17 protein-coding genes are annotated in these 17,364 nt (G+C 70.1%); 6 read left to right on the plus strand and 11 right to left on the minus strand.

From position 1 onward, the window contains the following. Positions 1 to 44 precede the first annotated feature (44 nt). From AC07OZ_RS26145 to AC07OZ_RS26180, 8 genes are all read right to left on the minus strand, one after another. Positions 45 to 1,535 carry a hypothetical protein gene (locus AC07OZ_RS26145; protein ID WP_495469967.1) on the minus strand — a complete coding sequence of 497 codons (1,491 nt, stop codon included), beginning with the start codon at positions 1,533 to 1,535 and terminating at the stop codon, positions 45 to 47. Between the two features lie 110 nt (positions 1,536 to 1,645). Beyond that, positions 1,646 to 2,329: an urease accessory protein UreG gene (ureG, locus tag AC07OZ_RS26150; RefSeq protein ID WP_495469968.1), complete on the minus strand. Its 684-nt coding sequence runs from the start codon at positions 2,327 to 2,329 to the stop codon at positions 1,646 to 1,648. Beyond that, positions 2,326 to 3,057 carry an urease accessory protein UreF gene (locus AC07OZ_RS26155; RefSeq protein ID WP_495469969.1) on the minus strand — a complete coding sequence of 244 codons (732 nt, stop codon included), beginning with the start codon at positions 3,055 to 3,057 and terminating at the stop codon, positions 2,326 to 2,328. Before AC07OZ_RS26155 ends, ureG begins: the two co-directional genes overlap by 4 nt. Continuing rightward, a complete protein-coding gene (gene ureE, locus AC07OZ_RS26160) occupies positions 3,023 to 3,658 on the minus strand; it encodes an urease accessory protein UreE (protein WP_495469970.1) in 636 nt (211 codons plus the stop codon). Before ureE ends, AC07OZ_RS26155 begins: the two co-directional genes overlap by 35 nt. After that, the gene (gene ureC / locus AC07OZ_RS26165) at positions 3,659 to 5,377 is read right to left on the minus strand and encodes an urease subunit alpha (RefSeq protein WP_495469971.1); all 1,719 of its coding nucleotides are present in this window, start codon (positions 5,375 to 5,377) and stop codon (positions 3,659 to 3,661) included. Further along, a complete protein-coding gene (locus AC07OZ_RS26170) occupies positions 5,377 to 5,682 on the minus strand; it encodes an urease subunit beta (RefSeq protein ID WP_495470072.1) in 306 nt (101 codons plus the stop codon). The genes ureC and AC07OZ_RS26170 overlap by 1 nt, the downstream gene beginning before the upstream one ends. Positions 5,683 to 5,690: 8 nt before the next feature. Continuing rightward, positions 5,691 to 6,350, minus strand: a complete 660-nt coding sequence (locus AC07OZ_RS26175; RefSeq protein WP_495469972.1) for a HupE/UreJ family protein — start codon at positions 6,348 to 6,350, stop codon at positions 5,691 to 5,693. 25 nt (positions 6,351 to 6,375) lie between these two features. Beyond that, positions 6,376 to 6,678, minus strand: coding sequence for an urease subunit gamma (locus AC07OZ_RS26180; protein ID WP_495469973.1), 303 nt, complete (start codon positions 6,676 to 6,678; stop codon positions 6,376 to 6,378). A gap of 211 nt (positions 6,679 to 6,889) precedes the next feature. Here AC07OZ_RS26180 and AC07OZ_RS26185 point away from each other — a divergent pair, with 211 nt between their 5' ends. The 6 genes from AC07OZ_RS26185 to AC07OZ_RS26210 all read left to right on the plus strand — a co-directional run bounded on the left by AC07OZ_RS26185 (position 6,890) and on the right by AC07OZ_RS26210 (position 14,955). After that, positions 6,890 to 10,369: a hybrid sensor histidine kinase/response regulator gene (locus tag AC07OZ_RS26185; protein ID WP_495469974.1), complete on the plus strand. Its 3,480-nt coding sequence runs from the start codon at positions 6,890 to 6,892 to the stop codon at positions 10,367 to 10,369. 92 nt (positions 10,370 to 10,461) lie between these two features. Further along, positions 10,462 to 11,499, plus strand: a complete 1,038-nt coding sequence (locus AC07OZ_RS26190; RefSeq protein ID WP_495469975.1) for a response regulator — start codon at positions 10,462 to 10,464, stop codon at positions 11,497 to 11,499. 164 nt (positions 11,500 to 11,663) lie between these two features. Next, positions 11,664 to 12,485 carry an oxidoreductase gene (locus AC07OZ_RS26195; protein ID WP_495469976.1) on the plus strand — a complete coding sequence of 274 codons (822 nt, stop codon included), beginning with the start codon at positions 11,664 to 11,666 and terminating at the stop codon, positions 12,483 to 12,485. Further along, complete coding sequence (locus AC07OZ_RS26200; RefSeq protein WP_495469977.1) at positions 12,482 to 13,531, plus strand: AraC family transcriptional regulator; 1,050 nt, start codon at positions 12,482 to 12,484, stop codon at positions 13,529 to 13,531. The genes AC07OZ_RS26195 and AC07OZ_RS26200 overlap by 4 nt, the downstream gene beginning before the upstream one ends. Before the next feature lie 70 nt (positions 13,532 to 13,601). Beyond that, positions 13,602 to 14,072, plus strand: coding sequence for an Rrf2 family transcriptional regulator (locus AC07OZ_RS26205; RefSeq protein ID WP_495469978.1), 471 nt, complete (start codon positions 13,602 to 13,604; stop codon positions 14,070 to 14,072). After that, positions 14,062 to 14,955, plus strand: coding sequence for an NAD(P)/FAD-dependent oxidoreductase (locus AC07OZ_RS26210; protein WP_495469979.1), 894 nt, complete (start codon positions 14,062 to 14,064; stop codon positions 14,953 to 14,955). Before AC07OZ_RS26205 ends, AC07OZ_RS26210 begins: the two co-directional genes overlap by 11 nt. A gap of 44 nt (positions 14,956 to 14,999) precedes the next feature. On the opposite strand, the gene AC07OZ_RS26215 is transcribed toward AC07OZ_RS26210, so the two are convergent. From AC07OZ_RS26215 to AC07OZ_RS26225, 3 genes are all read right to left on the minus strand, one after another. Further along, entirely contained in the window at positions 15,000 to 15,782 is a 783-nt protein-coding gene (locus AC07OZ_RS26215) for a hypothetical protein (protein WP_495469980.1), read from the minus strand. Positions 15,783 to 15,784: 2 nt separating this feature from the next. Beyond that, positions 15,785 to 16,129, minus strand: a complete 345-nt coding sequence (locus AC07OZ_RS26220) for a TA system antitoxin ParD family protein (RefSeq protein ID WP_495469981.1) — start codon at positions 16,127 to 16,129, stop codon at positions 15,785 to 15,787. A 148-nt stretch (positions 16,130 to 16,277) separates the two neighbouring features. Then, on the minus strand, positions 16,278 to 17,321 hold the full coding sequence (locus AC07OZ_RS26225) for a DnaJ-like protein C-terminal domain-containing protein (protein WP_495469982.1): 1,044 nt from the start codon (positions 17,319 to 17,321) through the stop codon (positions 16,278 to 16,280). Positions 17,322 to 17,364: the final 43 nt, after the last annotated feature.

Raw genomic sequence — 17,364 nt, forward strand, 5'->3', positions numbered from 1 at the left:
CACCAGCCACCTTCAGCCGCCGGTCACCACGACCGGCGGCTTTTTTACGTCCGCGGGGAGCGGCGGAACGCCGTCAGCGACACCGCGTCCGCGTGCTCGTCCGGCGCGAGCGGCGGCTCGGCGTTGTTGCCCGCGTACTGGCGCGGCGGCGTGATGCCGCGGGCCTGCTCCTCCAGCGTCTGCAGTTCGACGCCGCGTGAGTTCAGCGGGTCGGTCCAGAACAGGTAGCTCGGCGCCGTCAGGCTGCCCACGATCAGTTCGGTGAGCCAGTCCGCGGCCACCGGCGCGCCGGCGCCGAACGCGGGCCGGACCCAGCGCGTCAGCGTGGTGTCTGCTCCCAGCGTGTCGTAGAGCTGGTTGAAGCTGGCCACGAAGCTGCCCCGCGCCGACATCGTGTCCCAGTGCCGCGGCGTGCGCATCGCCTCGGGCAGGCTGGCCTGGCCGGTCTGCATACGGACCTGCGTGCCGGTGCCGTGGCGGCAGGCGTGATGCAGCATCAGCAGGGTCCACAGGTCGAGCGCCTCGCCGCCCCAGTTGGACAGCCCGCGCAGCACGATGCCGCCCGGCAGCAGCGTGTGCGGCTGACCGCGCGCGTCCAGGCCCAAATCGGGTGCGGCGCTGAACGCGCGGCTCACGGCCAGCTGGTTGATCGCGTAGCCCAGTCCCGCGAGCGCGAGCGAGCTCCGCGTCGGCCCGCTGTCGGGCTCGGTGAGCATCGGCCATCGGGCCTGGATGCTGTCGCGCATCAGCGGATAGAGCACGGCTTCCGCGAAGCGCGTGCCCGCGTACAGCATGGTGCCGGTGGCCACGCCCAGCGCGGCCGTGCCCATCGGCAGCGCGATCAACACGGCCCGCGTGGCGCGGGAGTATGGCGTCGCCTCGCCGCGCGCCTCGTCGCGGATCAGCAGCACGGTCTGGCCGATCACCGGCACGGCCAGGGCCCCGCAGGACAGCCAGGTGCGCGCGGTCTCGGACACACCCTCGGCCAGGGCGACGTCCAGCGCGCGGCCGATGGCCTGCCGCACCATCGTCGGCAGCGCGACCGAGGCGAAGTTCCGGACGCCGCAATGCGTCATGTTGATCGCGGCCCGGCCGATCGACGCGATGAAGGCGCGCAGCCGGCCGCTCGGGCACTCGCGGTCGCGCTCCCGCTCGAGGGCCTCGGCCGCCGGCCCGCGCAGCGCCGCCGGAAGATCCCGCCACACGCCGTCGCGCACGAACCGGTCCACGCCTTCGCCCGGCGTGCCTCGCACGACGCGCAGATCGACGCCGCGGACCAGTTGCCGGACCAGTACCACGGTCTCGTCCACGCCGCGCGGCCCGAGGGCCTCGAGCGCCTCGTCGATCAAGGGGGCTTCCGACGTTGGGGAGCCCGGCGACATCGACACCTGCGGCGATTGCGCCGACAGCGGTGGACTGCGGGACTGCCGGAGCGAGGAAGCGTCGTCGCGCGGCGGCGGCAGGATGGGCCGCGTGTCGTCGCCCCAGGAAGAGGTCGACGACACCGTGGAGGAGAACGAGGCGGAGGGGTGCATCGCCGTTCAGTCCGGCGGTCAGCGGACGGGTTCTTCCCTCCTTCGGGCGTGGTCGATCGACCGCGGTGCCCCGCGGTGCCCGGTGTCGCCCCGCATCGCCTGCCAAGGGGTCAGGCCGTGCCCAGCATCCCCTTGTGCTCGATGAACGCGACCACCTCGTCCAGCCCGCTGAGCGTCTTGAGGTTGGTCATCACGAAGGGGCGCGTCGGCCGCATCCGCTCGGTGTCGGACCGCATCACGTCGAGGTTGGCGCCGACATGCGGCGCGAGGTCGGTCTTGTTGATCACGAACAGGTCGCTCTTCGTGATGCCGGGTCCGCCCTTGCGCGGGATCTTCTCGCCGGCGGCGACGTCGATGACGTAGATCGTCAGGTCGCTCAGTTCCGGGCTGAAGGTCGCGGCGAGGTTGTCGCCGCCGGACTCGATGAACACGACGTCCGCGTCGGGGAACTGGGCCAGCATGCGGTCGATCGCCTCAAGGTTGATCGACGCGTCCTCGCGGATGGCGGTGTGCGGGCAGCCGCCGGTCTCCACGCCCAGGATGCGCTCGGCGGGCAGCGCGCCGCTGATCGTCAGCAGGCGCTGGTCTTCCTTCGTGTAGATGTCGTTGGTGATCGCGACCAGGTCCCACCGGTCGCGCATCGCCTTGCAGAGCATCTCCAGCAGCGTCGTCTTGCCCGACCCCACCGGACCGCCGATGCCGACGCGCAACGGCGGCAGGCGCTTCGTGCGGCCGGGGATGTGATGCAGGGCGGAGGCAGCCGGGGTCGAGGTGGGCGTGGTGGTCGTGCTCATGATCGGAACAATCGGGAGTACTGGGTTTCGTGGCGCGCCGCGAGGACAGACAGCATCGGCGCGAACAGCTGCCGCCGCGCGGGCGGCGTGGCGATGGCCTCGGCCACCGCGGCGGGGATCTCGGACGCCAGCCGCGTCAGCACGCGCTGGCCGGCGGTCTGGCCCAGCGGCACGGCCTTGAGAGCGGCCTGGACCTGGTTCTCCGCCCAGCCGAAGGCCTGCGAGAACAAGGCCTGCTCGACCGGGACGGCGATCGTCGCCAGCGCGAGCGACATGACGAAGGCATAGGGCGCGGGCTGCGCAGCGCAGCAGTCGATCAGCAGCGTCAACTGGTCCGCCGAGGCCATCGGCTGGCCACGCAGCCAGACCAGCAGCGACTGCCCCATCTGCTCGCTCTGCAGGCGCGCCTCGGCGCCGTCGCGCGTCGTGCGCAGCCAGCAGGCGATCTCGCGCAGCGCGGGCTCGTCGCCGGCCCGCCACGCGACGATGCCCTGCGCGATCGCCGCGAGGTCCGAGCGCGCCAGCAGGCGCAGCTGCTGGCTCAGCCACGCGCCGGCACTGACGTCGTCGTGCACGAGGCCGTGCTCGACGGCCGCCTCCAGCACTTCCGAATACGAGAACGCGCCGATCGGCAGTGCCGGCGACGCGAGCCACGTCAAGCGCAGCTGCGGCGGGACGGGATCGATGACGGGATCAGTGATCGTGTCCACAGCCTGGGCCGTGCACATGCGGGGTCGGAGCGGCCTGGATCGCGATGGTCTTCCTGGCCGCGGGCTTGTGATCGTGCGAGTGGCCGTGGCCGTGGCCCTGCTCGTGCCCATGACCGTGGTCGTGCGACGACCCGTGGTCATGCGCATGGGCGTGGCCATGGCCGCCCGCCGCGTAGGCACCAGCTTCGGGCTCGAAGCCCTCCTCGACCTCGTTCACGATCAGGTGCATCGCGCGCAGCATGTCGGCCAGCACGTGATCGGGCTCGATCTTGAGGTGGTCCGGCTTCAGCTCGATCTGCACGTGGCGGTTGCCGAGGTGATACGCCGCGCGGACCAGGTCGAACGGCGAGCCGTGCGACACGCAGGCCGTGATGCGCAGCAGCGCCTGCGGCGCCGCGACGACGCGGACCAGCGAGCCGTCCTCGGTCACCAGCACGTCGCCGCCACGCACCGCGGTGCCGCGCGGCAGGAAGACGCCGAGCTCGCGGCCCTGGCTGTCGGTGACCTGGAAGCGGCTCTTCTGGCGCGTGTCCCAATCGAGCGTCACGGTGGCGGCGCGCTTCAGCAGCACGGGCGCGAGGCCGGCGCCCTGGGCCAGCAGTTTGGAGACTTGGATCATTCAGAACAGGAAGTAGCGCTGCGCCATCGGAAGCACCGAGGCGGGCTCGCAGTGCAGCAGCAGGCCGTCGGCGCGCACCGCGTACGTCTGGGGATCGACCTCCATCCGCGGGGCGTAGGCATTGTGGACCATGTCCTTCTTGCCCACGCCGCGGATGCCTTTCACCGCCACGGCGGTCTTGACCAGGCCGTAGCGCTCCGGCGCGCCCGCGGCGATCGCCGCCTGCGACACGAAGCTCAGCGACGCCCGCGCCAGCGAGCCGCCGAAGCTGCCGAACATCGGCCGGTAGTGGACGGGCTGCGGCGTCGGGATCGACGCGTTCGGATCGCCCATCGCCGCCATCGCGATCACGCCGCCCTTGAGGATCAGCGACGGCTTCACGCCGAAGAACGCCGGCTTCCAGATCACCAGGTCAGCCCACTTGCCGACCTCGATGCTGCCGACTTCATGGCTCACGCCGTGCGCGATCGCCGGATTGATCGCCAGCTTGGCGACATAGCGCTTCACGCGGCCGTTGTCGTGGCGCTCGCTGTCGCCGGGCAACTGTCCGCGCTGCTGCTTCATCTTGTGCGCGGTCTGCCAGCAGCGCAGCACCACCTCGCCCACGCGGCCCATCGCCTGCGAGTCCGAGCTGAACATGCTGATCGCGCCCAGGTCGTGCAGGATGTCCTCGGCCGCGATCGTCTCCTTGCGGATGCGGCTCTCGGCGAAGGCCAGGTCCTCGGCGATCGCCGGGTCCAGGTGGTGGCAGACCATCAGCATGTCGACGTGTTCGTCGAGCGTGTTGATCGTGTAGGGGCGCGTCGGGTTGGTCGAGCTCGGCAGCACGTTGGCCTCGCCGACCACCTTCAGGATGTCCGGCGCATGGCCGCCGCCGGCACCCTCGGTGTGGAAGGTGTGGATCGTGCGGCCCTTGAAGGCGGCCACCGTGTCCTCGACGAAGCCGCTCTCGTTGAGCGTGTCCGTGTGGATCGCCACCTGCGTGTCGGTGACCTCGGCCACGTCGAGACAGTTGGAGATCGCGGCCGGCGTCGTGCCCCAGTCCTCGTGCAGCTTCAGGCCGATCGCGCCGGCCTCGATCTGCTCGACCAGGCCCTCGGGCCGGCTCGCGTTGCCCTTGCCCAGGAAGCCCAGGTTCATCGGGAACGCGTCGGCCGCCTGCAGCATGCGCTCGATGTGCCACGGACCCGGCGTGCAGGTGGTTGCGAAGGTGCCCGTCGCCGGCCCCGTGCCGCCGCCCAGCATCGTCGTCACGCCGCTGGCCAGCGCCTCCTCGATCTGCTGCGGGCAGATGAAGTGGATGTGCGAATCGATCGCGCCGGCGGTGACGATCGCGCCCTCGCAGGCGATGACCTCGGTGCCGGGGCCGATGACGATGTCCACGCCGGGTTGCGTGTCCGGGTTGCCGGCCTTGCCGATCGCGACGATGCGGTGGTCCTTCAGGCCGATGTCGGCCTTGACGATGCCCCAGTGGTCGAGGATCAGCGCGTTGGTCATCACCGTGTCCACGGCGCCTTGCGCGCGCGTGCGCTGCGACTGCGCCATGCCGTCGCGGATCGTCTTGCCGCCGCCGAACTTCACTTCCTCGCCGTAGCCACCGGCGCGCAGGATCAGGTCTTGCTCGACCTCGATCACGAGTGCCGTGTCGGCCAGCCGGACGCGGTCGCCGACGGTCGGGCCGAACATCTCGGCGTAGGCACGTTTGCCGATACGGGCCATCAGAGCGCTCCCTGGATCAGGCCGCGGAAGCCCCAGACCTCGCGGCTGCCGACGTAATCGACCAGCTCCACGGTGCGTTGCTGGCCGGGCTCGAAGCGCACGGCGGTGCCGGACGCGATGTTCAGGCGCATGCCGCGCGCGGCCTCGCGGTCGAAGACCAGCGCGCCGTTGGTCTCGGCGAAGTGGTAGTGGGAACCGACCTGGATGGGCCGGTCCGCGCCGTTGACCACGGTGAGCACCAGCGTGCGGCGGCCCGGATTGAGCGCGAGGTCGCCGTCGTCGACCAGCAACTCACCAGGCGTCATGCCGGGCGTCATGCGACCACCATGCGTGCCACCAGGCCCAGGCCGAGCAACGCGATCGCGCCCCCCGCGGCGCGCGACCACACCGGAGCGAGCGCGCGCAGCTTCAGTCCGAGAGCGAGACCGCCCGCATGCAGCAGCGCGGTGGCGAGCACCATGCCGGCGAGCGCGGCACCGCCCTGCAGCTCGGCGCCGTGCGCCAGGCCGTGGAAGACCGCGAAAGCCCCGACCAGCGCGGCCGAGGCCGTCGCACCCAGACGCCAGCGCGCGGCAGCGACCAGTCCCAGCACCAACACCGACGCGGCGACCATCGGCTCAACACCTGGCACCCGCAGGCCTTCATCGGCCAGCGCAAGGCCGACCAGCGCGCCCGCCAGCAGCAACCCGGCGAACGCGAACGGGGCGGCCAGCATGCGGCGGCCGGTCTGCGTCAGCGCGCTCCACAGGCCGACGGCGAGCATTGCGGCGAGGTGGTCGAGGCCGGTGAACGGATGGGTGAAGCCGTCGCCGAAGGCGGCACCGGCGCTCTGCGCGGCGTGGTCGTGCAGGCTGCCGTCGCCGGTGTGGGCGAACACGAAGACGGGGAGCACGGCGGCGACGGTCAGGGCGAGCGCCTGGAGGGCGGTCACGGCGGCGTCGGTGAGGGACGCGGGAAGGAGTCGTGCGGTCATCGCTGTCCTCAAGGGGATCAATGGATCAAGGGATCGGCTGGTGGACGGTGACGAGCTTGGTGCCGTCGGGGAAGGTGGCCTCGACCTGGATGTCGGGGATCATTTCGGGCACGCCGTCCATGACGTCGTCGCGGGTGAGGAGCTCGCGGCCTTCCTTCATCATCTGGGCGACGGTCTTGCCGTCGCGGGCGCCTTCCATGACGGCGGCGCTGAGGTAGGCGACGGCCTCCGGATAGTTGAGCTTCACACCTCTGGCCTTGCGCCGCTCGGCGAGCAGTGCGGCGGTGAAGATCAGCAGCTTGTCTTTTTCGCGAGGCGTCAATTCCATGGTGTCCCTCTCTAGCAAGCCCCATGCCGGTGCAGCGAGGCGCTCACCACGAGCGTATCGGAGGCCGAGGGGCCGGGGTCCGTTTCCGGAGGTCAAGGAGGGAATTCGACTGCCGGGAGGCAGTCGAAGGAGGGACACGGAGGAAGCGGACCCCGGCCCCTCGGCCGGCGCGCCCGGTCCCGGCATGGTTCATGCAGTTCTCGACTGCCCCATGGACGCCCCTCTCCCCGCTCAAGACGCCCCGCAGCACATCATCAAGCTGCGGCGGGACTACAACGCCTGGGTGGCGCGCGAGACGCTGGAGGACTATGCGCTGCGCTACACGCCGCACCGTTTCCGGCGCTGGTCGACCTGGCGGGTGGCCAACACGGCTTTCGGCGCGGCGTCCTTCCTGATCCTGGAGGCCGTGGGCGCCACGCTGCTGCTGCACTACGGCTGGACCAACGCCGCGCTGGCGATCCTGGCGACGGGCCTGATCATCTTCCTGGCCGGCCTGCCGATCAGCGTCTACGCCGCGCGGCACGGCGTGGACATGGACCTGCTGACGCGCGGTGCGGGCTTCGGCTACATCGGCTCGACGCTGACCTCGCTGATCTACGCGAGCTTCACCTTCATCTTCTTCGCCCTCGAGGCGGCGGTGATGGCCTATGCGCTGGAGCTGGCGCTCGACATCCCGCCGCAGTGGGGCTACCTGATCTGCGCGGTGGTGGTGATCCCGCTGGTGACGCACGGCATCTCCGCCATCAGCCGGTTGCAGCTGTGGACCCAGCCGCTGTGGCTGGCGCTGCTGGTGCTGCCCTTCGCGTGGGTCGGGTGGCTTCATCCTGGTGCGTTCGAAGGCATCACGACCCAGGTTGGGTCGCAGTCGGGCACGGCGGCCTTCGACGTGCACGCCTTCGGTGCGGCGCTGACCGTCGGGGTGGCGCTCATCACCCAGATGGGCGAGCAGGCCGACTACCTGCGCTTCATGCCCCGCCAGACGAAGGAGAACCGCCTGCGCTGGTGGGCCGCGGTGCTGGCCGGCGGGCCGGGCTGGATCGTCCTGGGCGTGCTGAAGATGCTGGGCGGCGCGCTGCTGGCCTACCTCGCCGTCAGCCATGCGGTGCCCGCCGAGCGCGCGGTCGACCCCAACCAGATGTACCTCGCCGCCTACGAGTACGTGTTCCCGCAGTACGGCTGGGCGGTCGCCGTGACGGCGCTGTTCGTCGTCGTCTCGCAGCTCAAGATCAACGTCACCAACGCCTACGCGGGCTCGCTGGCGTGGAGCAACTTCTTCTCGCGCTTGACGCACAGCCATCCGGGCCGCGTCGTCTGGGTCGTCTTCAACACGCTGATCGCCTTCATGCTGATGTCGATGAACGTGTTCGAGGCGCTCGGGCATGTGCTCGGCCTCTACGCCAACATCGCCATCGCGTGGATCATGGCCGTCGTCGCGGACCTCGTGATCAACAAGCCGCTGGGACTCTCGCCGCCGGGCATCGAGTTCAAACGCGCGCACCTGTACGACGTGAACCCGGTCGGCGTCGGCGCCATGGCGCTGGCGTCGGTGCTGTCGGTGGCGGCGCACCTGGGGATGATGGGCGACCTGGCGCAGGCATGGTCGGCGGCGATCGCGATGGTGACGGCCCTCGTCACCGCGCCGTTGATCGCGTGGGCGACGAAAGGCCGCTACTACCTTGCCCGGCCGTTGGCGGAGATCCAGACCGCAGGACTCCAGACGGAGACGGCGGAAGGCGTGCGCCGCTGCGTGATCTGCGAGCGCGACTACGAAGGCCCGGACATGGCGCACTGCCCGGCGTATCGCGGCCCGATCTGCTCGCTGTGCTGCACGCTGGACGCGCGTTGCGGCGACCTGTGCAAGCCGCAAGCGAGCCTCTCCGCGCAATGGACCGCCGCCCTGCGCCGCGTGCTGCCGCAGCGCAGCTGGCGCTACATCGACACCGGGCTCGGCCACTACCTGCTGCTGATGCTGGTGCTGACGCCGCTGCTGGCGACGCTGTTCGGGCTGCTCTATCACCAGCAATTGCAGCAGTTGCCGCTCATCGACGCGGCCGCACAGGATGCGCTCCGCGCCAGTCTGAAGGCAGGCATGTTGAAGGCCTTCTTCGCGCTGCTGCTCGTGGCGGGCACGGTCGCGTGGTGGCTGGTGTTGGCACACCAGAGCCGCGTCGTCGCGCAGGAGGAATCGATGCGGCAGACGCAGGCGCTGATGCGCGAGATCGCCTCCCACCGCCGCACCGACGAGGCGCTGCAGGGCGCGCGCCTGCAGGCCGAGCGCGCGCAGGCCGCGGCCGAAGCCGCCAATCAGGCCAAGAGCCGCTACATCAGCACCATCAGCCATGAGCTGCGCACGCCGCTGAACAGCATCCTCGGCTACGCGCAGCTGATGGCGGCGGACGCCTCGCTGCCGCCGCAGCGGCGGCAGGCGGTGCAGGTCATCAAGCGCGGCGGCGAGCACCTGATGCAGCTGATCGATGGCACGCTGGACATCGCGCGCATCGAAGCCGGCCGGCTGAGCCTCGAACCCGCGCCGGTGCGTTTCGACGAGCTGCTGCGCGAGCTGGCCGACATGTTCGAACCGCAGGCCGCGGCGAAGGGCTTGAGCTTCCGCTTCGAGCCGCAAGGCACGCTGCCCGAGTGGGTGCGCGCGGACGAGCAGCGCCTGCGCCAGATCCTGATCAACCTGCTGGGCAACGCCATCAAGTTCACCGCCGAGGGCGAGGTCACGCTGCGCGTGCGCCACGGCCGCGAGATGGCGACGCTGGAGATCGCCGACACCGGGCCCGGCATGGACGCGGCGGAGCTGGCGCGGATCTTCGAGCCCTTCGCGCGCGGAACGAGCGGCGCCGGCGGCGCGCCGGGCGCGGGGCTGGGGCTGACGATCGCCAAGATGCTGACGGCGCTGATGGGCGGCGAGATGTCGGCCACCAGCGAGCCTGGCCGGGGCTCGACCTTCCGCGTGCGCCTGTTCCTGCCCGAACTGCACGGCCGCATCTGGGACACGCCGCGCATGCGCCGCGCGGCCAAGGAGCGCCTCGGCCTGGACGGCGTCTCGCCGCGGGTGCTGATCGTCGACAACGAATCGGACGACCGCCAGCTGCTCATCGAGCTGCTCGAGCCGCTCGGCTTCACCGTGCGCGACGCGTCGAGCGGCCACGATGCGCTGGACCTCGTCGCGGCCGGCTGGGTGCCGGACGCCGTGCTGATGGACCTCGCGATGCCGGGCATCGACGGCTGGGAAACGATCCGGCGACTGCGGCGGATGCTGGGCGAGCTCGGCGTGAACGCGCCGGCGGTGGCGGTGGTCTCGGCGAACGCGTTCGAGCGCGGCCAGGAGAACGACGCCGGCATCGCCGCGCGCGACTTCATCCTCAAGCCGGTCCGGCACGAACTGCTGCTGGACTGGCTGACCGAGCAGCTGTCGCTCTCATGGCGCGTCGGCCCCGAGCGCGCGACGCCCGATCCGCAACCGACGGCTGCGCCCGTCGAGACACCGCCCGCCGAGCGTCTGACCGGCCTGCGCGAGGCGCTGCAGCTCGGCTACTACCGCGGCGTGCTGCAGCAGCTCGACGAGATCGAGGCGGCCGATACTGCGTGGCGCCCGTTCTGCGAAGCGCAACGCGCGTTAGCGCGGCAGTTCCAGTTCGAAGCGATGCTGCGCGGCCTGGCGCGCAGCGAGAACCCGGCGTGAGCGCGGTCATGACGACGCCCGTCACACCCGAGATGCCCGTGCCACCCGTGATGCCCGTGGACTTGCCTGCGACCGATGTTGGACGACCTGCGATGAACTCTCCGCTTCCTTCCGCCGTGGCCGCGCTGCTGGACCAGCAGCAAGGCGATCGCGTCCTGATGGTGGACGACGTGCCCGACAACCTGTCGCTGCTGCACGATGCGCTGGACGAGCACGGCTACATCGTGCTGGCGGCGACCAGCGGCGAAGCCGCGCTGGCCTGCGTGCAGCAGGGCCGGCCGGACATCGTGCTGCTGGACGCGATGATGCCGGGCATGGACGGCTTCGAGGTCGCGCGTCGTCTGAAGGCCGATCCCTCGACGGCGCACATCCCGATCATTTTCATGACGGGGCTGACGGAGACGGAGCATCTGGTCGCCGCGCTGCAGGCCGGCGGCGTCGACTACGTGACCAAGCCGCTCGATCCGCGCGCGGTGCTGGCGCGCATGCAGGTCCACCTGCAGGGCGCGCGGCAGGCGCGGCAGACGCGCCAGGCGCTGGACGCCTTCGGCTACGCGAGCATCGCGGTGCGCGCGTCCTCGGGCCGGCTGCTGTGGCAGACGCCGCTGGCGCGCGAGCTGCTGCAGCTCTACTACGGCACGATCGCGCCGCAGACGCCGGCGCCGGTGCTGGCGTGGTTGCGCAAGACGCTCGACGAGATGGCGAGCCACACGCCCGCGGACGGCATGCCGCCGCAGGAGCCGGCGCGGCTGTGCGCGGAACTCGGCGCTCGGCGGCTGAGCTTCCGGCTGCATCACTGCATCGGCGGCGAGGAAACGCCCGGCGTGGCCGGCGTGGGCGCGGCGGCCGGCGGCGACTGGCTGATCGTGATGCGCGAGGTCTCGGACGTCGCGGTGATCCGCTCGCTGGGCCTCGCCTTCAGCCTGACGGCGCGCGAGGCCGAGGTGCTCTACTGGGTCGTGAAGGGCAAGATCAACCGCGACATCGGCGAGATCCTCGGCGCCAGCCCCGCGACGGTGAAGAAGCACCTGGAGCGCATCCACGCCAAGCTCGGCGTGGAGACCCGCACGGCGGCCGCGGCCATGGCGCTCACGCGGGTGAGGGAGATGCATCCGCAGTGGGAGGTCTGAGGGCCGACTGGCGAGCATCCGACGAGGTGCTCGCCGGCAGCGGCCCATCGGCGCAGTGGGTGGCGTCGGGATGGCGTGATCGGATGCAAGGCTGGCGGAATCGGATTGGCGCGCGGGGCGCCGCTCCCGGACCATGAGGGCACGTCAACCTCCAGCACCTCGACATGCGTCTCCAGCAATCACCCGTCGCCCTCGTCACCGGCGCCTCCTCCGGCATGGGCAAGGACTTCGCCCTGCGCCTCATCGCCGAGGGCTACCTCGTTTATGCCGCCGCCCGGCGCTTCGACCGGATGGCAGACATCCGCGCGGCTGGCGGCAGGGCGCTGACCATGGACGTGACGGACGAGGCCTCGATGTCCTCCGCGGTCGAACGGATCCTCGCGGAGCACGGGCGCATCGATGTCCTCATCAACAACGCCGGCTACGGCCAGTACGGCGCGCTGGAGGACGTGCCCCTCGATGAAGGCCGCCGGCAGATGGAGACCAACCTGTTCGGCGCGGCGCGGCTGATCCAGCTGTGCCTGCCTCGCATGCGGGCGCAGGGCCACGGGAAGATCGTCAACATCTCGTCCATCGGCGGCAAGCTTGCCTCGCCGATGGGCGGCTGGTACCACGCCTCGAAGTTCGCGTTGGAAGGCTACTCGGACGCGCTCCGCAACGAGGTGGCACAGTTCGGCATCGACGTCGTCGTGATCGAGCCAGGCGGCGTCGCGTCGGAGTGGGCCGGGATTGCCACGGAGGAAGCGCTGCGCTACTCCGGCACCGGCGCCTACGCGGCGCTTGCCAACAAGTTCAACGACCTGCAGAAGCAGATCACCAGGAACCCGGGACCGGAAGTGATCAGCGATCTCATCGTCAAGGCGCTCAGGGCGAAGCGCCCGAGGGCCCGGTACCACGGCGGCTTCCTCGCCAGCCCGATGCTCTTCCTGCGCTACGTCCTGTCCGACCGGCTCTTCGACCGCATGATCAGGATGGCGATGCGATGAGAGCGACCCATATCCCGATGGTGGCGTCCGTCTCGGCGCGGCTGGCCGCGCTCGGGCTCGATGTCGACGTCGCCGCCGCCCGGGCAGGGATTCCGGCAGGATTCACGCGTCGACCGGGGACCGGTCTCGACACGCGGCAGTTCTTCGCCTTCTGGCGTGCCGTCGCCGAGCTCTCGGGCGACCCCTTGATCGGATTGAAGATCGGCGGCGAGGTCGGCCCGTCGCAACTGGAGGCCGTCTCGGTGGCCGCGCTGCATTCGGCGACCTTCGGCGACGCGCTGGGTCGGCTGGCGCGCTACAAGGGCCTGTGCTGTCCGGAAGAAGTGCGCGTCGAACGCTCAAGCGCCGACGCAAGCGAAGGCGCACGCGGCAGCAGCGACGAAATCAGCGGCGAACGCGATCTGGCCCGGCTGAGTTTCCATTGGATCCTGGCCAAGGAGTCCTGCCCGCCGATCATCAGCGACGCGGCCTTCGCGTCGGCTCATGCGCTGGCGCGCGTGGGCACCGGTCGCACCGTCGTGCCCCGCCGCCTGGAACTGATGCGAACGCCGTCGGACACCGCGCCCTACGCGGCGTACTTCGGTTGCGAGGTGCGCACGGGTTGCATCGGCGACGCGCTGGTCTATGACGCAGCGGCGCTGGACCTGCCCTTCGTCACGCGCAACGAGGACCTGCTCGCCGTGCTCGTGCCGGCGCTCGATGCGCAACTCGACGCGTTGGGCGAACTGAGCATCGAGACGCAGGCCCGCTCGGCCCTGATGAAAATGATGCGCGGCGACCGCCCCACCATCGACTCGCTGGCGCGCGCGCTCAACATGAGCGCCCGATCGCTCCAGCGCCGCCTCGGCGAGGCAGGCACCAGCTATCAGAGCGTCCTCGATCACGTCCGGCTGGAGACGGCGAGACGCCTGCTCGCGGACACGGCGTTCACGCCCGGCGAGATCGCGTTCTTCCTTGGCTTCGAAGAGGCCAATTCGTTCCAGCGCGCGTTCCGGCGGTGGGAGGGAAGGACGCCGGCGCAGTGGCGGGAGCAGTTGGGGTCCTGACCGGCCCCTCCGTCTCCAGGATTCGACCCTGGCGACGGCAAGGTTTCAATCATGCAACTCATAATGTTGCATGAAATCCAACAGCCAGCTGTCCGACGTCCTCCACGTGCTGCTGCACATGGCCGAGGGCGAGGGCCCGTCCACGTCCGAGTCGCTCGCCGCCGCGATGCGGACCAACCCGGTCGTGCTGCGCCGTCTCATGGGCGGCCTGCGTGAGGCAGGTTTCGTCGCGTCCGCGAAGGGCCACGGCGGCGGGTGGGTGCTGTCGTGCCCGCTCGATCGCATCACCCTGCGCGACGTGCATGAGGCGCTCGGCGGTCCGGCGCTCGTGTCGCTCGGCTTCCGCGAGGAGCACCCGGAATGCCTCGTCGCCCGCGCCGTCAACGACGCGCTCGGCAACGCCGTGCAGGAAGCGGAAGCGCTCCTGCTGAAGCGGCTCGGGTCGGTGACGCTGGCCACGCTGTCCCGCGACTTCCACCAGCGCATGGTCGAGCTCGGCCACGCGCCCCATCGACTCGAGGAGCATCACCATGAAGATTGATTTCGCCGTCATCGGCGGCAGCTATGCCGGCATGGCCGCCGCCCTGCAGTTGGCCCGCGCGCGGCGCCAGGTGCTCGTGGTCGACGCGGGGAAACGGCGCAACCAGTGCGTCGACGACCACGACGGCGAGGCGCATGGCTTCCTGACGCAGGACGGCCGCGCGCCCGGTGCGATCGCCGAGGAAGCGCGCCGTCAGTTGCGGCTCTATCCGACCGTGCAGTGGATGGCCGGACTCGCCGACGACGGACGCGTGGCACCGGACGGCCGCCTGGAGTTCCGCGTCGGCGATGTCGCGGTCAGCGCCGGGCGGTTGATCCTCGCCACCGGCGTCCGCGATGAACTGCCGCCAGTGCCAGGTCTTGCGGAGCGCTGGGGGCGCAGCGTCTTCCATTGCCCGTACTGCCACGGCTACGAGCTGGACCAGGGCCGCATCGGCATCGTCGCCGCGTCGCCGCTGGCGCAGCACCACGCGATGATGCTGCCGGACTGGGGCGTGCCGACGCTGTTCCTGAACGGCGCCTACGAACCCAGCGCCGACGATCTCGACGAGTTCGCCCGCCGCGGCACCCGCGTCGAGCCCACGCCGATCGCCCGCATCGACGGCTTCGCCGACGTCGTGTTGCAGGACGGCCGGACGCTGACGATGGACGGCCTCTTCACCCAGCCGCGCACGACGCCGTCGAGCACGATCGCCGCGCAACTCGGCTGCGCGATGGAAGACGGCCCGATGGGTCCCTTCATCAAGGTCGGTGCCATGCAGGACACCACCGTGCCCCACGTCTTCGCCTGCGGCGACGCGGCCCGCGCGGCCGGCAGCGTCACGCTCGCCGTGTCCGACGGCGCGATGGCCGGCTTCGGCGCGCATCGGTCGACGATGTTCTGACCGATCTCCGCGAGCGCCCTCCTCCGGCGCCCGACACCTCGGAATCAAGGGTGGACGGTGTCCCGCTCCATCTGGAGTTCCCGGACCGGAACAAGTTGCGGCGCGCAGGACGGCACCATGGCCTGCAGCAGGTCGGCGTCGATGGCGTCGAGCACATCGATGCCGTACTGCCGGTACGCCCGACGTCCCGGTGAGCTCTTTGCCAGTTGAAAGATCCGTTGGATCGCTGCCCCGAGGCGGGCGGCGAATTCGGCACTTCCGCCAGCCTGGGAGAACAGCGCCGCTTTCGCAACCTGCACGGCCCATCTGGTCTGGGTCTCAACGTGTTCACCCTTGCTGTCGCGCAATCCCGCAAGATTGTGGACGCGCGATTCGAGCACGTCAAAAGGACTCATCACGCGCAGGATCTGCCCGTCCCCGAGTTCAAAGGTCAGACATCCCGCAATGACCCGCCGGGTGAACACGCCGCATTTCTGCAAGCCGCCGCTGGCGAAGAGCATGTGCAGCACATCGACATTGCCTTCCTTCATCGCGGGTGCCGGAATCCGCACCTGAGCGACCAGTGATGTCCGCGCGGTCTTCTTGGGCAGCTGCACGCGGGCACCGAGGCGCCTGGCCATTTCATTCGCATCCGCGACGCCACCGATCACGTCCGCATCCGCAGTGACGGCCGCGCCGTCCGTCGACAGGCCAAAGCGCTTCATCCAGAAGCCCAGCGCCTGTCCGCCCACCAGGATCACGCCGACCGGCAGGCTGGTGAGCACCCGGTCCAGCAAAGGCCCCTCCAACGGAGCTTCATCGTCGGGCAACTGCGGGCGCGTCGTCATGGTCAGTAGGGAGAGTCCAGAGCCTTCGCATTCTTGGCCCGCTCCTCGGTGAACCAGATCAAGTCAGCAGGTTTCGACTTCCCGGATTTGACCGCTTCGATGTCGCGCGTCTGTTCGAGTTGTTTGGCCGCACGCAGATCGTCCTCGACACGAGCCGTGGCCTGCGTGCCGTGATCGCCGCGCAGCAGTTCCAACAGCAGTTGCGAGCGGACACCGGAGACCTCCAAGGCCTGCCCGATACGCGCCCAGAACTCCACCTGCTGCGCCGCGGAGCGGGCCACGTACTCGCCAGTCTCTTGAGCGTCCCTGAAGAGCTGGTTGCTGATCCGGATCGAATTCGAACTCATGACTGCCTCGTGGGAAGTTGCACTCAGTTGTGGCACTCTGCCACATTTTCAGATTTTCTCACAAGCAGTGAAAAGGGCCCCTTGCGGGGCCCTCGTCAAATCCGACATCGATTTACGCTCGCCGACAAGGCAGCGCGTCATCAAGCCCTCAAGGCAGCCGGATCCGGTCGCCCTCACGCACTTCCCGCGTCTGCTCCCTGCCGCGGCCCACCGTGAAGGTCACGCGCAGCGTCTTGGTCTCGCCGCTGGCCGGATCGGCGCCGAACAGGTCGTTGTCGACCCGCACGTCGAGCACGCCACCACGGATGTTGCCGCGCAGGCGATCCGTCACGTCGAACATGCGGATCCCCTTGCCGTAGGTGGCGCGCACGATGGTCAGGCGCTGGTCCGCGGACGGACCCTGGCCGCCGGGGTTGTAGCCGCCAGGGTTGGTCGGGCTGCCCGGACGGCCGTCCCAGCCGCCGTTCCAGCCGCCCTGCCCCCAGTCGCCGCGGCCCCAGCCGGTGAACTGGCCGCCGTCGATCCACGAGCCTTCGCGGTAGTCGAAAGTCTTCACCTGGCCGCTGCGGTCGCGGGCATAGATGCGCAGCACCTTCGTGCGGCCCACCGCCGGATCGTCGCGGAACAGGTCGTTGGTCACCCGCACCTTCGCGTCGCGGCGCGCCAGCTCGCGCAGGCGGGGGGTCACGTCGATGCTGGCTTCGGGAACGCCGTAGCGCGCGCCCAGGATCGCGTAGGCGCCGTCGTCGCGGCCGCCGCCTCCGCCTTCCCAGTTGCCGTTGCCGCCGCCCTGGCCCCATTCGCCGCCGCGCCAGCCGGTGAAGTCATTGCCGTCGATGACGCTGCCCTCGCGGAATTCGAAGGTGCGGTTGTCGCCGTTGCGGTTGCGCGCGTAGATGCGCAGCGTCTTCGTCTGACCGTAGGCCGGATCGTTGCCGAACAGCTCGTTGCTCACCCGCACGCGGTCGTCGCGCCGCGCCAGGTCGCGCAGCCGGTCGGTCACGTCCATGTTGCGCTGCGCCGTGCCGTAGCGCGCGTTCAGGATCTGCCACTGGCCGTCGTCGCGCGCCGCCCAGGCCGACGTGCCCGTCAGCATCGCCACCAGCAGCATCAGCGCCGCCAGCATCGCCTTGGCCATCCGGACCATCGCGCCCGGCCGCGGGGCCGTCATCGTCATTGCAGTCATCGTCATCGCGGTACCTCCTGGTTCTTTCCTGTTGTTCGGAGTTCTTCTT

It is taken from the genome of Roseateles sp. GW821-FHT09G03 (genome assembly GCF_059416045.1).

Coding starts and splice junctions, on each gene's coding strand:
- AC07OZ_RS26145 (WP_495469967.1), bottom strand. CDS start 1,535: ATGCACCCCTCCGCCTCGTTCTCCTCCACGGTGTCGTCGACCTCTTCC.
- ureG (WP_495469968.1), bottom strand. CDS start 2,329: ATGAGCACGACCACCACGCCCACCTCGACCCCGGCTGCCTCCGCCCTG.
- AC07OZ_RS26155 (WP_495469969.1), bottom strand. CDS start 3,057: ATGTGCACGGCCCAGGCTGTGGACACGATCACTGATCCCGTCATCGAT.
- ureE (WP_495469970.1), bottom strand. CDS start 3,658: ATGATCCAAGTCTCCAAACTGCTGGCCCAGGGCGCCGGCCTCGCGCCC.
- ureC (WP_495469971.1), bottom strand. CDS start 5,377: ATGGCCCGTATCGGCAAACGTGCCTACGCCGAGATGTTCGGCCCGACC.
- AC07OZ_RS26170 (WP_495470072.1), bottom strand. CDS start 5,682: ATGACGCCTGGTGAGTTGCTGGTCGACGACGGCGACCTCGCGCTCAAT.
- AC07OZ_RS26175 (WP_495469972.1), bottom strand. CDS start 6,350: ATGACCGCACGACTCCTTCCCGCGTCCCTCACCGACGCCGCCGTGACC.
- AC07OZ_RS26180 (WP_495469973.1), bottom strand. CDS start 6,678: ATGGAATTGACGCCTCGCGAAAAAGACAAGCTGCTGATCTTCACCGCC.
- AC07OZ_RS26185 (WP_495469974.1), top strand. CDS start 6,890: ATGGACGCCCCTCTCCCCGCTCAAGACGCCCCGCAGCACATCATCAAG.
- AC07OZ_RS26190 (WP_495469975.1), top strand. CDS start 10,462: ATGAACTCTCCGCTTCCTTCCGCCGTGGCCGCGCTGCTGGACCAGCAG.
- AC07OZ_RS26195 (WP_495469976.1), top strand. CDS start 11,664: ATGCGTCTCCAGCAATCACCCGTCGCCCTCGTCACCGGCGCCTCCTCC.
- AC07OZ_RS26200 (WP_495469977.1), top strand. CDS start 12,482: ATGAGAGCGACCCATATCCCGATGGTGGCGTCCGTCTCGGCGCGGCTG.
- AC07OZ_RS26205 (WP_495469978.1), top strand. CDS start 13,602: ATGAAATCCAACAGCCAGCTGTCCGACGTCCTCCACGTGCTGCTGCAC.
- AC07OZ_RS26210 (WP_495469979.1), top strand. CDS start 14,062: ATGAAGATTGATTTCGCCGTCATCGGCGGCAGCTATGCCGGCATGGCC.
- AC07OZ_RS26215 (WP_495469980.1), bottom strand. CDS start 15,782: ATGACGACGCGCCCGCAGTTGCCCGACGATGAAGCTCCGTTGGAGGGG.
- AC07OZ_RS26220 (WP_495469981.1), bottom strand. CDS start 16,129: ATGAGTTCGAATTCGATCCGGATCAGCAACCAGCTCTTCAGGGACGCT.
- AC07OZ_RS26225 (WP_495469982.1), bottom strand. CDS start 17,321: ATGACGATGACTGCAATGACGATGACGGCCCCGCGGCCGGGCGCGATG.